The following is a 15,185-nucleotide window of genomic DNA, read 5'->3' on the forward strand; positions in this document are numbered from 1 at the left end:
ACGAGTCATGCCACTGATTCATGGCATTTAGTTAGAGCGAGTGTTACAGCATGTCCATCAAGTATTTTTTTAAACTTTCCCCCATAAGTGCGGCTGTCAAGGTGTCTTCACTGGGCCTGTTGCTGGGCGTAGCGGTACAAAGCCAGGCAAGTCAGGAAGTCGTCGCCCCAGGTGAATCCAAAGTTATTGAGTCTGGAGAGGCAGTAAAAAACTGGGCGCTGCAGGCCGGCTCCAGCCTGACCGTCAACGGAGCAACTACCGGTGCCATCCTTAGCCTGGGTGCGCAATTGACCGTGAATAGTGGCAGCGCCATTGAACGTATTGTTGCCCAGGAAGGTTCCACTGTGAGCCTGGACGCCGCGACTGTTAAAGCCAGTGCTGCGGGCGCGTCAGCGATGGAGCTGACCAACGGCAGCGCGACCATTTCCGGCAGCCACCTGGAAAGTGCCCAATCTATCGGCCTGGTACTCAATCGTTATAGCTCGACGCCGGATGGTTCTCGTGCAGACGTCAGTCACAGCACGATAAAGGGCGCACAAGCGGGTGCATCGGCGACTCAATTCAGTGAACTGTATTTGCAGGATTCCCTGGTACAAGGGACTGCCGTCGGCAGCACCGGCGTGTTGTTAATCGGCGGTTCTGCGTTTGCCCAGAATAGTGTGCTGTTGGGTGAGCAAAATGGTGTTCGTTTTACCCGTGTGGCCGGAACCACTCAAGATGGCTCACTGGTCCTGGATCAGACGACAGTCGAAGGTCAAACCGGCGCGGCAATTCTGGTCGCCGGCTTGCCGGGTCGGGTGCCGACGGCAACCATCGATGTGAACAACGGCTCTCAATTGATCGGCGGCAACGGCAACCTGCTGGAAGTGACCGGTGGTGCGACGGCCAATATGAACGTCAATAACAGCCACTTGAACGGCAATGTCATCGTTGAAGCTGGCAGCAATGCCAACTTGAATTTGCACAACAACGCATCGTTGACGGGCGCTTTGTTGAACGTCAGCACCTTGAGCATTGCTGATGGGTCGTTCTGGAACCTGACCGGTGACAGCTTGGTGGGGGACCTGGATCTCGCTGGCGGTACGGTGAAATTCGGTGAGACCGATGCGTTTTACCAGTTGAACCTGGACACCCTCAGTGGTAACGGCACGTTCGTGATGGGCGCCGACTTTGCGGTCGGCTCGAACGATTTCCTGAATATCACCGGGGAAGCTACCGGCCAACACAGTTTGTTAGTGGCCAGCAGTGGTTTGGAACCTGTTTCCCCCGGTGACGTGCACATCGTGCATACCGGTGGCGGCGACGCGGAGTTCTCTCTGGCGGGAGGCGCCGTGGATATCGGTGCCTGGTCTTATGGCCTTAAGCAGGATGGCAACGACTGGTTTCTCGACCCCAGCGCACGCACTATCAGCCCGGGCACGCGTTCGGTACTGGCGCTGCTCAATACCGCGCCTACCGTGTGGTACGGCGAGATGACCTCGTTGCGCAGTCGCATGGGCGAATTGCGGCACAATGATGCCCAGGCCGGCGGTTGGATTCGTAGTTATGGCAATAAATACACAGTCTCTGATGCCAACGGTACGGGTTTCAAACAGACTCAGCGCGGGTTCTCCCTCGGTGCAGATACACCGCTGAGCGAAGACAGCAATTGGCTGGTCGGTGTCATGGCGGGGCACAGCACCTCGGACCTGGACTTGAGCCGTGGCACCTCCGGAACAGTGAAAAGCTACTACGCCGGTCTCTATGCGACGTGGATGGATGCGGACAGCGGTTACTACTTCGACGGTGTCGTCAAAGCCAACCGCTTCGAGAACGAATCCAAGGTCGGCATGAGCGATGGTGCCCAGGCTAAAGGCAAGTACGGAACCAACGGTATTGGTGCGTCGGCGGAAGTGGGGCGCCACATCAAACTGGATGACGCGTTCTTCATTGAGCCCTTTGCTCAGGCCTCTACGGTGGTGGTCAAGGGCAAGAAGTATGATCTGGACAACGGCCTCCAGGCAAAAGGTGAAAATACTCACTCTGTGCTGGGTAAATTGGGTGTGACGGTAGGCCGCGATTTCATCATGAATGACGGCAGTGTGGTTCAGCCGTATCTTCGCGCTGCAGTGGCCCACGAGTTTGCCAGCGATAACAAAGCGCGGGTGAACGGCCAAGTCTTCAAGAATGATCTGTCGGGCTCGCGTGCCGAGTTTGGCGCGGGTGTGGCGGTGTCGCTCTCGCAGAACCTGCAGTTGCATGGCGACTTTGAACACAGCCAAGGCAAGCATGTGGATCAACCGTGGGGCGTTAACGTGGGGTTGCGCTATAGCTGGTAAAAGCCTGTGCGGTAATCCAAAAAGGAAGCTTCGGCTTCCTTTTTGGGTGTCTGGGCGGTGGCTTTTGGTTATCGCTCAGGGCTCAACGCACCCTGAACAACGCAGTGATGGTAGAGACAGGATTTCCATCATCGTGTGTGAGGATGTTTAGCAATCCGCCTTCAACGTGATCATTGGCTGGGTCTATGGTGGTCAAGTCAATGAGGCCTGTATCACCGCGTATAAAGATGGGATCCAACAAGTCATCTGTTGTATAGGTCAGCCTAATCTGATGACGTTCGTCTTCCAGTTTGTAAACGCCTTCCGTTAAAGCCGTCGGAAACGAAAGCTGGATTTTATGACGGACACCCGGAACGACGACTTGAGTGCCGGAAACAGTCCATCGGTCCGCTGTTTTGGAGATGGAAAACACTGTGGCAGTAAAGTCCTTCCCGTCGATTGTTCCTTTGAAATGATTAAGCTCTTGGGATGATTTTGGGGTGAGTATTTCTTGAACGGCTGTCATGGCGACATCTCCTCTACATAGTGATCGCGACTCCGGTTCACGTCCTGGATGGAGGCGCAGTGGTTGCGGATAGGCTCAAGCTTTGCGTCTCAACGAGACATCATCGAAAAATTCTGCGCCATCAATGCCAATAAGAATGATGGTTAGCGCGGTAGCGCTGGCGGGCATCGCCAGTTCCTCTGGATAGGTGGTCCAGCTCGACGCATCTACGCGAATTTCCGCAAACGTGCCGGATGGCTCAACTTCGAATCGACAGAACCCATGCCCGCCAAAATCACTGCGCGAGCGAAAGGAAAATTCGTAGGTGTTTCCTCCGGTGACAGGGACGGTTTGCCGGGCGCGGCCGCCCAGGGTGCACTGAAAGGTACTACCGTCAAAATGAGTGCCGGAGCCGATCGGGGAGCCTTCGGTACTCCAGTGATCCATGTTGTTGGAGAAATCCCCGTTAAGCACCAACTCAGGTCGGGGCGGGATGCCCGTATCCAGGGTCAGTTGCATCTCGTCGACGCACACTTCTCCGCCGGTGCCGGTGATAGCCACGGTGAGGAGGGTTGTCGCCGGTGGAGTGGTGAAGCTGATTTGCTGCCATCTCCAAACATGGAAGTCGTTGAGCTCAACTTCCAAGTCGGCACCGGGCACGTTGGAACGAATAGAAAGCGTGCCGTTACCTTTAAACAGGACCTGGCTCCAGAACTCGAGCAGATAGGTTGTTTCGGCACTGGCGTCAATGACTTGGGAAGCCTGGCCGGTGAGTACGCGGCAATACTGGCGTGAGTAGTCCACGCTGTCTTGCGTGGTCCAGTCGGCGCCAAATTTGCTGAAGTTGCCGTTGCGCAGCAAATTGTTGATCAACGTACTCTGTCCAGGCATCTCGCCAGCTCCGATGAATCCCTGTGGGTGAAGCTATTGCGCGCTATAAGAGCAGGGTTGGCAACTGTCAGAACTAACAGGTTCGCTCTGCCATTCGTCGGTTCTAGCCCTGTGTCCACACACTCATCCAGGCCGACATCAGCAATAAGATCGCCATTAACCGATTGAACCGTTGCATGGCCCTGGCCGAGCCCAGCAGCCGGGTCGATCCGGCGCCCAGCACCGCCCACATGCCAAGACACGGCAGGGACACCACAAAAAACATCAGGGACAGGGTCAGCACATGCGCCTGACGCCCGTCTCCTTGCCCCGCAAACACACTGACCACCGCCAACGCCATCATCCAGGTCTTGGGGTTGACCAGTTGCAGGCTGGCGGCGCCGAGCAGGCCCAGGCGCTTGTGGGGTGCATCGCGCTCAACGGCCTGGGCGGGTGCACAGAAAATCTGCCAGGCGAGGTAGCTAAGCCATGCGACGCCGACCCACTGCAGGGTGGCTTGTACCTTGGGCAGATGAATCAGCGACTCACCGAACCCCGAACCCACTATCAGCACAATGCCCGCTGCACCGGCACAAGCCCCGAGGATGATCGGCAGTGCCGCCCGCAGGCCATAGCGGGCACTGTTGCTCAGCACCAGGATGTTGGTGGGGCCGGGCGTAATGGAGGCGACGAAGGCAAATAACGCGAAGGGCAGTAAGGTAGACAGCATGGGACGGGACTCCAGTGAACAGATCAGTGGTGTCCATCCTTGCAAGCCCGTGACTTAGCTGTCTGGAACGTTTGAGCAGCGCTTGCGGTACGCCGCCGGTGTCAGGCCATAGGCGCGCACGAACCAGCGGCCCAAGTGACTTTGATCGGCGAAGCCCAAGGCAATCGCCACATCGGCCGGTTGCGCGCCCTTGCCCAGCAAGTGGCGCGCGCGGGCCAGGCGCAGTTGCACCAGGTAGGCGTGGGGCGGCAGGCCGAAAGCGCTTTTGAAGGCGCGACTCAGACGAAAGCGGTCGACGCCGCAGGCCAGGGCCAGTTCGTCCATGCCCACGTCCTGATGCAGGTGGTCATGCAGGTATTCCCGGGCCTTGTGGGCCACCCGCGGCAGGCGCGGATCTTCGCGGTAGCGGGTGCGCCAGTAGAGTTGGTCGGTGAGGCATTCCAGCAAGTGGTCCATTGCCCGTTGCCGCACGATGCGCAGTTCACCGCTGTGCAGTGTCTGGAAGGCTTGGCTGGTGGACAGCGCCAGGCGTGGATCGTTGGCCAGGGTGCTGGCGAAGCCCAATTGACTGTTGACCGGCGCTTCTTCAAATACCGCACTCACTTCCCGCGCCAGCCACTGTGGGTCTAGGTACAGCATGTGGTAGGTGAAGCCGTCCGCCGTGGGCGCGTCGCCGTCATGCACTTCGCCAGGCTCCACCAAAAAAACCTGGCCGGGCACGCTGTTGTGGCGGGCACGGCGGCAGTTGAATTGCTGCACGCCTTGTTCGGTGACGCCGATCAGGTAGCTGTCATGCCAATGGGGGTCATAGGCATGGCCTTCAAAATGCGCGCGCAGGGTCTCGATGCCAGTGTCGGCGTCCTGAGACAGGTCGATCCAATTGTGCGCGGCCATACATCACCGTTGAGGAATAAGTGAGGCTATTGGCGCCCATCCGCTAATGAGCGTCTAGAAGGTTTGTGCAAGGCTAGCCGAACAGGCCGGCGGCGATATTGATCGAGAACCCCAGTATCGCGGTGTTGAACAGAAAGCCGATCAACGACTGCGCCAGTACAACCTTGCGCAGGCCACGGGTGGCGACGCCCACATCCGAGGTCTGCACGGCCACGCCGATGGTGAAGGAGAAGTACAGGAAGTCCCAGTAGTTGGGCGTGAGCAACCCTTCGGCGAAACGCAGCGCCGGTTCCTTGCCTGCCCAGGTGTAATAGAGCCGGGCGTAGTGCACGCTGAAAATCACCCCGATCAGCAGCCATGAGCCGATGACCGTCAGCCCGGTGAAACCGTAGTGCAACAGGCGTTGCCCGGTGGCCAACTCCTTGCTGCCCACCAATTCGAAAGTAATGGTCGCCAGGCTCGCGATGGCGGCGATGCACACCATGAACAGCACCAGCCCGGCGTTTTCGTCCTCGACTTCGGCGATGCGTTTGACGTCTTCGGCCTTGGCGCGGCTGGTCAGCCACAGCATCAGCACCAGGTAGGTCCAGACCCCAGCGTTCCAGCCGATCAGGATTTTGCTGATGAGTGTTTCGGCGGGCATCAGGATGCCTGCGGCAAGACCCAGTACGGCGGCGGCGGAGAGGCGAGGGTGGGTACGGGCGAGGAAGGGCATGGTGGCTCACTAAAGGCTATTTGTGAGCACGATAGCCTATTCGGCTGTTGGCGCGAGCCCGCGATGGCTGCCAGAAGGATCGTCCCTACTCGCAGCGAAGGAACGATCACTGGGAGCGATCAATCGTCACGGTGCGAGCGGTGTCGCTGTGGTTACCAGTTGATTGAGTTCCTTGACCCTGAACTTACCGTTGGTAAATGAATAGGCAACAGACTGTCCCTCTTCGTCGTCTATTTCGAACCAGAACGTTCCGTGGATCTCTTTGGTTTGCAGGTTGTAGAAGTATGTAAGTTCCCCACGGTCGGCATATGCAAGGCGATAAAATCCCCCTCCAACCCAGAAAGCGAAGTACGCCCTAGCGCGTTCGTCAGCCCCAATCTTCAAGTGCTGGCCAGTATTATTAGCGTTTTCAACAATGAACAGCACATTGTTGTTGTGCCAGTTAGCGTCATAGACGTCGAGTATGAATCCCTCGGGGAAAAAGTACTTCAATGAGACCTCGGTGCCATTGAAGTGCTGATTATCATTGATATCAACGCTGAACGTTCCTTCGGAACTCTGTTTCTGGTTTGCCGTTTTCTTGTGTTGGCTGATCATGGTTTCGCTACCTTTTGTCATCGTTGGCCGTTTAGCTGTACCTGACTTGCTGTGGTCAACGTAAAACAAAAAAAAACGCGTCGACACTGTCAGAGTTGACAGTTTCAACGCGTTTTTTATTCTGTTATCCGCTTGGGCGCGGGCGCTTTATTTCTTTATTTCAATGCCTTTGGTGAGCTTCATCACCACCACAAAGAACACCGGCACAAACACCACCGCCAACGTCGCGGTAATCATCCCGCCAATCACGCCCGTACCAATCGCCTGCTGGCTTGCCGAACTGGCCCCGGTGGCAATCGCCAATGGCACCACGCCGAGAATAAACGCCAGCGAGGTCATGATGATCGGACGCAGGCGCAAGCGCGCAGCCTTCAACGTGGCTTCGATCAGGTCTTCACCCTGGTCATACAGGTCCTTGGCGAACTCGATGATCAGGATCGCGTTCTTCGCCGACAAGCCGATGATGGTGATCAAGCCGACCTTGAAAAACACATCGTTGGGCATGCCCCGCAAGGTTACCGCCAGTACTGCGCCGAGCACGCCCAGTGGCACCACCAGCAACACCGAGGTCGGGATCGACCAGCTTTCATACAGCGCGGCCAGGCACAGGAACACGATCAGCAGCGACAGGCCCAGCAGGATCGGTGCCTGTGCGCCGGACAAGCGTTCCTGCAACGACAGCCCGGTCCATTCCTGACCCAGGCCCGCTGGCAGTTGGCTGACCAGGCGCTGGATTTCCTCCATCGCCTCGCCGGTGCTGTGCCCGGGGGCTGCCTCGCCGGAAATGGCGATGGCAGGGTAGCCGTTATACCGCGTCAGTTGCGCCGGGCCTTGGGTCCATTTGGCTTCGACAAATGCCGACAGCGGCACCATTTTCCCGGCGTTATTACGCACGTTGATTTTCATCAGGTCCGCCACCTGGCTGCGCTGGTCGCCTTCGGCCTGCACCACCACGCGCTGCATGCGGCCCTGGTTGGGGAAGTCGTTGACGTAGGCCGAGCCAATCGCCGACGACAGCACATTCCCCACATCCGCAAACGACACGCCCAAGGCGTTGGCTTGCTTACGGTCCACTTCCAGCTGCACTTGCGGCGCTTCGGCCAGGGCGCTTTCGCGCACGTTGGCCAGGATTGGGCTTTTCTCGGCTGCCGCCAGCAACTCGGTGCGCGCTGCAATCAACGCTGCATGGCCGACGCCACCGCGGTCCTGCAGGCGGAACTCGAAACCGCTGGACGTGCCCAGGCCGTCCACTGGTGGTGGCAGCACTGAGTACGCAATCGCGTCTTTCAATTCGCTGAACGCCATATTGGCCCGCTCAGCAATCGATGCGGCCGAATCCTCGCTGCTGCGCTCGGACCAATCCTTCAAGGTGGTAAACGCCAACGCGGCGTTCTGCCCCGAACCGGAGAAGCTGAAGCCCATGATCATGGTGGTGTCACCCACCCCAGGCTCCTCGGCGTTGTGCGCTTCGATCTGCTCGGCGACCTGCACCGTGCGGTTTTTGCTCGCGCCCGGCGGCAGCTGAATATCGGTGATGGTATAGCCCTGGTCTTCCACCGGCAGGAACGAGGCGGGCAGGCGCATGAACATCAGGCCCAGGCCCACCAGCAGCACCAGGTAGATCAGCAGGTAGCGGCCGCTGCGCTTGAGGGCATAGGCCACCCAGCCTTCATAGCGGTCGGTGAGTTGCTCGAAGCGTTTGTTGAACCAGCCGAAGAAACCGCCCTTGGCATGGTGCTCGCCCTTGGCAATCGGCTTGAGCAGGGTGGCGCACAAGGCCGGGGTCAAGGTCAGGGCGAGGAATGCCGAGAACAGGATCGAAGTGGCCATCGACAGCGAGAACTGCTGGTAAATCACCCCCACTGAGCCCGCCATGAACGCCATCGGCAGGAACACCGCCACCAGCACCAGGGTAATGCCGACGATGGCGCCGGTGATTTGGCCCATGGCTTTCTTCGTCGCGTCCTTGGGCGAGAGGCCCTCGGTGACCATGATCCGTTCGACGTTCTCCACCACCACAATCGCATCGTCCACCAAAATGCCGATGGCCAGCACCATGCCGAACATGGTCAGCACGTTGATCGAGAAACCCAGCAACAGCATCGTGGCAAAGGTGCCCATCAGCGCAATCGGTACCACCAGGGTGGGGATCAGCGTGTAGCGCACGTTCTGCAGGAACAGGAACATCACCGCAAACACCAGCGCCATGGCCTCCAGCAAGGTGTAGACCACCTTGGTGATCGAGACTTTGACGAAGGGCGAGGTGTCGTACGGAATCTTGTATTCCACATTGGCCGGGAAGTAGCGTGACAGCTCATCCATCTTTGCCCGCACCAGGGTCGCGGTGTTCAGCGCGTTGGCACCGGGCGCCAGTTGCACGCTGACGGCGGTGGATGGCTTGCCGTTCAGGCGCGTCGAAAACTGGTATTCCTGGCTGCCGATTTCTACCCGCGCCACGTCGCCGACGCGAACGGTGGAACCGTCCGGATTGGCCTTGAGCACGATGTCGGCGAACTCCGCCGGGGTGGAAAGCTGGCCCTTGACCAGGATAGCCGCCGTGATTTCCTGGGTTTTGGTGCCCGGCAAATCACCAATACTGCCAGCGGAAACCTGGGCGTTCTGCGCGCTGATCGCGGCGTTGACGTCGGCCGGGGTCAGGTTGAAACCGATCAGCTTCTGCGGGTCGATCCAGATGCGCATTGCCCGTTCGGCGCCGTACAACTGCGCCTTGCCCACGCCGTCCAGGCGCTTGAGTTCGTTCATTACGTTGCGCGCGAGGTAATCGCTGAGCGCTACGTCATCGAGCTTGCCGTCACTGGAGGTCAAGGTCACCAGCAGGAGGAAACCCGCGGAGACTTTTTCTACCTGCAAGCCTTGCTGGGTCACCGCCTGGGGCAGGCGTGGCTCCACGGCCTTGAGCCTGTTCTGCACATCGACCTGGGCCATTTCCGGGTCGGTGCCGGGTTGGAAGGTGGCGGTGATGGTGGCCGAACCCAGGCTGCTCTGGGATTCGAAGTACAGCAAGTGATCGGCGCCGTTAAGCTCCTGCTCGATCAGGCTGACCACGCTTTCATCCAGGGTCTGGGCCGAGGCGCCAGGGTACACCGCGTAGATCTCGACTTTCGGCGGCGCCACGTTGGGGTACTGGGCCACCGGCAACTGCGGGATGGCGAGTAAACCGGCCAGAAGGATAAACAGGGCAACCACCCAGGCGAAGATCGGGCGGTCAATAAAGAACTGCGGCATGGTCGAATAATCCTTATTGGCCGGAAGCCTGAGCGAGTGGCGTCGGGCTGTCGTCTACCTGGACTTTTTCACCGGGGCGCGCGTGTTGCAGGCCTTCGACGACGATGCGATCACCGGGCTTGAGGCCGCTGCTGACGATCCAGCGATCGTCGATCACCGCACCCAATTGCACCGGTTGCTGGCTGACGGTCTGCTCGGCATCCACCAGCAGCACCATCGGGATACCTGCACTGTCACGGCTGATAGCGCGTTGCGGCACGCTGATGCCTTGTTTGTCGACCGCTTGCTCCAGGCGCACCCGCACGAAGCTGCCGGGCAACAGGTCGAGGTCCGGGTTGGGGAACTCGCTGCGCAGAATGATCTGCCCTGTGCCGGGGTCGACGCTGATGTCGGCGAAGAGCAATTTGCCCGGCAGCGGATACAGGCTGCCGTCGTCCTGGATCAGCGTGGCCTTGGCCTGGTCCTGACCGACCTGCTTCAAGCTGCCGGCGCGGAAGGCGCGGCGCAGGTCGTTCAGTTCGCGGGTGGATTGAGTGAGGTCAGCGTGAATCGGGTCCAGTTGCTGGATGATCGCCAGGGGCGTGGCCTCGTTCTGGCCGACCAGTGCGCCTTCGGTCACCAGCGCCCGGCCGATACGCCCGGAAATTGGGGCCGTCACGGTGGCATATCCCAGGTTCAACTTGGCGCGTTCGACGGCGGCTTTATTGGCGGCGACTTCGGCGTTGGTCTGGCGCAGGTTGGCGCGGGCGTTGTCGTAGTCCTGGCCGCTGATGGCGTTGCCTTCCACCAATTGGCTGTAGCGCTGCTCTTGCAGGCGTGCCTGGAACGCGTTGGCTTGGGCCTTGCTCAGGTTGGCCTGGGCGCTGTCGAGATCGGCCTTGAACGGGGCCGGGTCGATGCGAAACAGCACGTCGCCCTGTTTGACGTCGTGGCCTTCCTTGAATACCCGCTGCATCACCACGCCGGCCACCCGCGCGCGCACTTCGGCAACACGCGGCGCGGCGATGCGTCCGCTCAGCTCGCTGGTGATGGACAGAGGCTTGGCCTCAAGGGTTTCGATGCGCACTTTGGCCAGGGGCATTTCCGGCGCTTCCGCGGCTGATTTGTCACAAGCACTCAGGGCTAGCGTCAGGGCCAACAGGCAAAACGGCGCAAACAGATTCTTCGACATGCTCTTATCCCAATAGTGACTGGCGCATCCTAAGTTCACCTGCGCCGCGGTGCTGTGAAGCTGTGTAGGTGGTCTGTGAAGAAATGTAAGGTGCGGCGCGCGGGGCGCCGAGGGCGTATATCCTTGCACAACCTTGCAAAAACTGACGATCCAATGTGGGAGGGGGCTTGCCCCCGGTAGCGGTGAATCAGTCAACGACTCTGCATCTGAAGCACCGCCAACGGAGGCAAGCCTCCTCCCACATTGGATTTGTGTACGACCTATCACTGTATTTTTTGGAAACACCTTCATGCCCAACATCCTCCTGGTGGAAGACGACGCCGCACTCTCGGAGCTGATTGCAAGCTACCTGGAGCGCAATGGCTATCACGTCAGTGTGCTCAGCCGTGGCGACCACGTACGGGAACGCGCACGCCTCAATCCGCCGGACTTGGTGATCCTCGACCTCATGCTGCCGGGTCTCGACGGCCTGCAAGTGTGCCGCCTGCTGCGCGCCGATTCGGCAGGGCTGCCGATCCTGATGCTCACCGCTCGCGACGACAGCCACGACCAGGTGTTGGGTCTGGAAATGGGCGCCGACGACTATGTGACCAAACCCTGCGAGCCGCGCGTGCTATTGGCCCGCGTGCGTACCTTGCTGCGGCGCAGCAGTTTGTCGGAGCCCCAGGTGGCCAACGATCAGATCCACATGGGCAACCTGTGCATCGACCTGTCGGAGCGCACCGTGGTGTGGCGCGAGCAGCCGGTGGAGCTGTCCAGCGGCGAATACAACCTGCTGGTGGTGTTGGCGCGGCATGCCGGTGAAGTGCTCAGCCGCGACCAGATCCTGCAACGCCTGCGCGGGATCGAGTTCAACGGCACCGACCGCTCGGTAGACGTGGCCATCTCCAAGCTGCGCCGCAAGTTCGACGACCATGCCGGCGAGGCGCGCAAGATCAAGACCGTGTGGGGCAAGGGCTATTTGTTCAGCCGTTCCGAGTGGGAATGCTGAGCCATGTTTCGTGTACTGCTGCGCCTCTACCTGATCACCATCGTCACCTACAGTGCGGCGATCTACCTGATTCCCAAACTGGTCATTCAGCTGTTCGAACACCGTTACCTGGATTACAACATTGAGCAGTCCCGTGGCCAGCAAACCCTCATCGTCAAGCAATACCTGCGGGCGCCGGTGGAGCGTTGGTCCCAGGTCACCGAGCAACTGGGCCGCGACTTTGCGCCGCTCAAAGTGCAACTGCTGCTACGTCAGGACGCCAGCTATACCCCGCAAGAAGCCAAGCTGCTGGAGCAGGGCAAGCCGGTGATTCGTCTGGGAGAATGGGGCTGGATGGAAGAGATCAGCTCGCCGCTCAACCAGCAGTTCGTGGTCAAGCTGACCATTCCGCCAGACCCGCTGGACATGAACCTGCTGTACTGGTCGATGAATGTGCTGATCGGCGCGGCGTTGCTTGCCTGCCTGCTGTTCTGGCTGCGCCCGCACTGGCGTGATCTGGAACGCCTGAAAAGCACCGCCGCTCAACTCGGCAAGGGCAACCTGGCCGAGCGCACCCGTATTCCGCCCAGCTCCAACATCGGCAGCCTGGCGGCGGTGTTCGACACCATGGCCGACGACATCGAACACCTGCTCAACCAACAGCGAGACCTGCTCAACGCCGTCTCCCATGAACTGCGCACGCCGTTGACGCGCCTGGATTTCGGCCTGGCCCTTGCGCTGTCCGAAGACTTGCCCGAGGCCAGTCGCGAACGTCTGCACGGCCTGGTGGCGCATATTCGTGAGCTGGATGAATTGGTGCTGGAGTTGCTCTCCTACAGCCGCCTGCAAAACCCGGCGCAATTGCCGGAGCGGGTCGAGGTGGTGCTCGATGAGTTTATCGACAGCGTGCTGGGCAGCGTCGACGACGAGCTGGAAAACCCCGAGATCGTCATCGATGTCGTGCTTGATTGCGCTGTAGAACGCTTCAGCCTCGACCCGCGCCTCACCGCCCGTGCCTTGCAGAACCTGCTGCGCAACGCCACGCGTTACTGCGACAAGCGCATCCAGGTGGGGGTCAAGGTGTGTCCCAAGGGCTGTGAAATCTGGGTGGATGACGATGGCATCGGCATCCCGTTGGACCAGCGTGAACGTATCTTCGAACCGTTCTATCGCCTCGACCGCAGCCGCGACCGCAGCACCGGCGGCTTCGGCCTGGGTCTTGCGATCAGCCGCCGCGCCCTGGAAGCCCAGGGCGGGACGTTGACCGCCCAGGCGTCGCCGTTGGGTGGCGCGCGGTTTCGCGTGTGGCTGCCCAGCCTCGGTTGATCAGAGCACCTTGACCGCGCGGCCGATGGCCTGGATCGGCCCGGTGGGTTTGCCGGTCGGCGAGCCGCTCGGGTCTTCCAGGGTCAGTTCGAACAATTGGTTAGGCGACAGCGGCGGCAGCCTGTCCAGCGGCAGCGACAGGGTTTGCCCCGGCTTGACCAGCCCCAGGGACACGGGGGCTTGCCAGCCATCACCCTTGGTCCAGAACTGCAGCGCCTTGTCCGCTGGGACTTCCATCACGCCCAACGGGATCAACTGAATCTGCTGATTGTTGCTGGCCTGGATCACCCAGCCGGGCGCCTGGCTTTGGGGGGCCACCAGCACCACCACAAAGGCGGGGTCCGCGATAGGCGGGCGGGTCAGTAATAACGTCCCCAGCACCACGCTCGCCGCCAGCCCGGCACCGGCCAGGCCGCGCCACAAGGCCAGCAGGTTCCACCACGGTACGTCGGCGTCCGGGGTCGCGGTGTTACGTTCGATGCGCCGCCATAACTGCGCCGAGGGCAACACCGGCTCGGCCAACGCGGTCAGGGGCAGCAGGCGCTGTTCCCAGGCATCCACCGCCGCGCGTAACTCGGCATCGTGGGGCAGGCGTTGTTCCACGTCGGCCCGTTGCTCGGCGGGCAGGGTGCCCAGCACGTATTCGCTGGCCAGTTCGTCCAAGGGGTTGTTCATGCCATGCACTCCCGCAGCGCGGCGAGGCTACGTTTGATCCAGGCTTTGACGGTCCCCAGGGGGGTGTCCAACCTCGAAGCGATTTCGCTATGGGAATAGCCGTCGACATACGCATGCAGGATGCACGTGCGGCGGGCCGGATCGAGCTGCTCCAGGCAGGTGTGGATCTGCCCGGAACGCGCGGAAAACTCAAAGGTGTCGGCGGGCGCGGTGACGTGCTCGTGTTCGTCTTCCAGCGGCACCTCACGGTACTGGTTGCGCACCACGTTGAGCGCCAAGTGTCGGGTCACGCTGAACACCCAACCCCGCGCCGAACCACGGCTGGGGTCGAAACTGCCGGCGCCGCGCCAGATCTTGATAAACGCGTCATGCACGATATCTTCGGCCAGCGCTCGGTCACGCACGATACGCAGGGCTACGCCGAGCAAGTGGCTGCTGTCCTGCTCATACAGTCGGCGCAAGGCGCGTTGGTCGCCACGGGCACAGGCCAGCAGACAGGCTTCGTAATCAAACACGCACATCCCTCAAATGGCTGAACCCCTGTGGCGAGCATGCTCGCCACAGGCAGCGTAGCGCAGTTTGTTCAGTTGGCCGCCCAGAAGATGTAGTCGGCCTGGTACTTCACCACTTCCTGTTTGCCCTTGTTGGCGACCGTGCATTCAGTGCTCGGCGCTACACCGCCTTTAAGGGCGACCCGTTGGATGTAACTCACGCCACTCATCGCGCCCTTGCCTTCGGCCGGGTTGGCCTTGACCAGTTGATATGGCAAGTTGCCCGGGCTCGATGGCGCCACGGCCAGCTGGGTGCCGGTGATTTTCGAACCGTCCTTGGCTTGCCAAGTGGCGGGTGGGCCGAAGTAGGTGCCGACTTGCTTGCCGCTGCGATCATTGAGCACCGCCTTGGGGCCGACGAAAGTCCATTCGGTCTGGCCAGCGGCGTTGGCTTTGTCGCGGCACTCGTAGGTGATTTCGCCGACACCGGTGGTTTCCATCGCCACCTTGTGGCCGTCCGGCACTTTAATGCTGTCCGGCAAACCGGCCTGGGCAAAGGCGGCGGGGCTGGCAACGAGCAAACCGGTGAGGCAGAGCAGGGCTTTAGCGTTCATGGGTGTTTCTCCATTAGATGAAACAGCAGGGTTGCTGCAAGGACTACCCATGGGCACGCCAACTGGATGCAGTGATCGGCAAAA

General features: G+C 60.3%; 14 protein-coding genes. 3 read left to right on the top strand and 11 right to left on the bottom strand.

Annotated features, from left to right (window positions below; translation table 11 throughout):
- Positions 1–50: 50 nt before the first annotated feature.
- Positions 51–2,318, top strand: coding sequence for an autotransporter outer membrane beta-barrel domain-containing protein (locus tag LRO94_RS12510; RefSeq protein ID WP_233897028.1), 2,268 nt, complete (start codon positions 51–53; stop codon positions 2,316–2,318).
- Between the two features lie 82 nt (positions 2,319–2,400).
- Here LRO94_RS12510 and LRO94_RS12515 read toward each other — a convergent pair whose 3' ends face one another.
- The 8 genes from LRO94_RS12515 to LRO94_RS12550 form a co-directional block, all read right to left on the bottom strand.
- Entirely contained in the window at positions 2,401–2,823 is a 423-nt protein-coding gene (locus LRO94_RS12515; RefSeq protein ID WP_032887019.1) for a hypothetical protein, read from the bottom strand.
- Positions 2,824–2,898: 75 nt separating this feature from the next.
- Complete coding sequence (locus LRO94_RS12520; RefSeq protein WP_179179144.1) at positions 2,899–3,675, bottom strand: carbohydrate binding domain-containing protein; 777 nt, start codon at positions 3,673–3,675, stop codon at positions 2,899–2,901.
- A 121-nt stretch (positions 3,676–3,796) separates the two neighbouring features.
- Positions 3,797–4,402 carry a LysE family translocator gene (locus LRO94_RS12525; protein WP_179179143.1) on the bottom strand — a complete coding sequence of 202 codons (606 nt, stop codon included), beginning with the start codon at positions 4,400–4,402 and terminating at the stop codon, positions 3,797–3,799.
- A gap of 54 nt (positions 4,403–4,456) precedes the next feature.
- Positions 4,457–5,296, bottom strand: a complete 840-nt coding sequence (locus LRO94_RS12530) for an AraC family transcriptional regulator (RefSeq protein ID WP_032887015.1) — start codon at positions 5,294–5,296, stop codon at positions 4,457–4,459.
- A gap of 73 nt (positions 5,297–5,369) precedes the next feature.
- Positions 5,370–6,011: a DUF1345 domain-containing protein gene (locus LRO94_RS12535; protein ID WP_095185885.1), complete on the bottom strand. Its 642-nt coding sequence runs from the start codon at positions 6,009–6,011 to the stop codon at positions 5,370–5,372.
- A 126-nt stretch (positions 6,012–6,137) separates the two neighbouring features.
- Positions 6,138–6,608 (bottom strand): hypothetical protein, encoded by a 471-nt coding sequence (locus LRO94_RS12540; RefSeq protein ID WP_141606202.1) that lies wholly within the window; start codon positions 6,606–6,608, stop codon positions 6,138–6,140.
- A 147-nt stretch (positions 6,609–6,755) separates the two neighbouring features.
- Positions 6,756–9,854 (bottom strand): efflux RND transporter permease subunit, encoded by a 3,099-nt coding sequence (locus LRO94_RS12545; protein ID WP_179179142.1) that lies wholly within the window; start codon positions 9,852–9,854, stop codon positions 6,756–6,758.
- Positions 9,855–9,867: 13 nt separating this feature from the next.
- Positions 9,868–11,025: an efflux RND transporter periplasmic adaptor subunit gene (locus LRO94_RS12550; protein WP_099602888.1), complete on the bottom strand. Its 1,158-nt coding sequence runs from the start codon at positions 11,023–11,025 to the stop codon at positions 9,868–9,870.
- A 289-nt stretch (positions 11,026–11,314) separates the two neighbouring features.
- On the opposite strand from LRO94_RS12550, the gene LRO94_RS12555 reads away from it, so the two are divergent.
- Positions 11,315–12,016, top strand: coding sequence for a response regulator transcription factor (locus LRO94_RS12555; protein WP_032886904.1), 702 nt, complete (start codon positions 11,315–11,317; stop codon positions 12,014–12,016).
- A gap of 3 nt (positions 12,017–12,019) precedes the next feature.
- Entirely contained in the window at positions 12,020–13,321 is a 1,302-nt protein-coding gene (locus tag LRO94_RS12560) for an ATP-binding protein (protein ID WP_032886902.1), read from the top strand.
- On the opposite strand, the gene LRO94_RS12565 is transcribed toward LRO94_RS12560, so the two are convergent.
- From LRO94_RS12565 to LRO94_RS12575, 3 genes are all read right to left on the bottom strand, one after another.
- Positions 13,322–13,996: an anti-sigma factor gene (locus tag LRO94_RS12565; RefSeq protein WP_179179141.1), complete on the bottom strand. Its 675-nt coding sequence runs from the start codon at positions 13,994–13,996 to the stop codon at positions 13,322–13,324.
- Entirely contained in the window at positions 13,993–14,511 is a 519-nt protein-coding gene (locus LRO94_RS12570; RefSeq protein ID WP_233897029.1) for a sigma-70 family RNA polymerase sigma factor, read from the bottom strand. The genes LRO94_RS12565 and LRO94_RS12570 overlap by 4 nt, the downstream gene beginning before the upstream one ends.
- Before the next feature lie 68 nt (positions 14,512–14,579).
- Positions 14,580–15,101, bottom strand: coding sequence for a DUF3455 domain-containing protein (locus LRO94_RS12575; RefSeq protein ID WP_032886898.1), 522 nt, complete (start codon positions 15,099–15,101; stop codon positions 14,580–14,582).
- Positions 15,102–15,185: the final 84 nt, after the last annotated feature.

It is taken from the genome of Pseudomonas sivasensis (assembly GCF_021391435.1).
Lineage (GTDB): Bacteria > Pseudomonadota > Gammaproteobacteria > Pseudomonadales > Pseudomonadaceae > Aquipseudomonas > Aquipseudomonas sivasensis.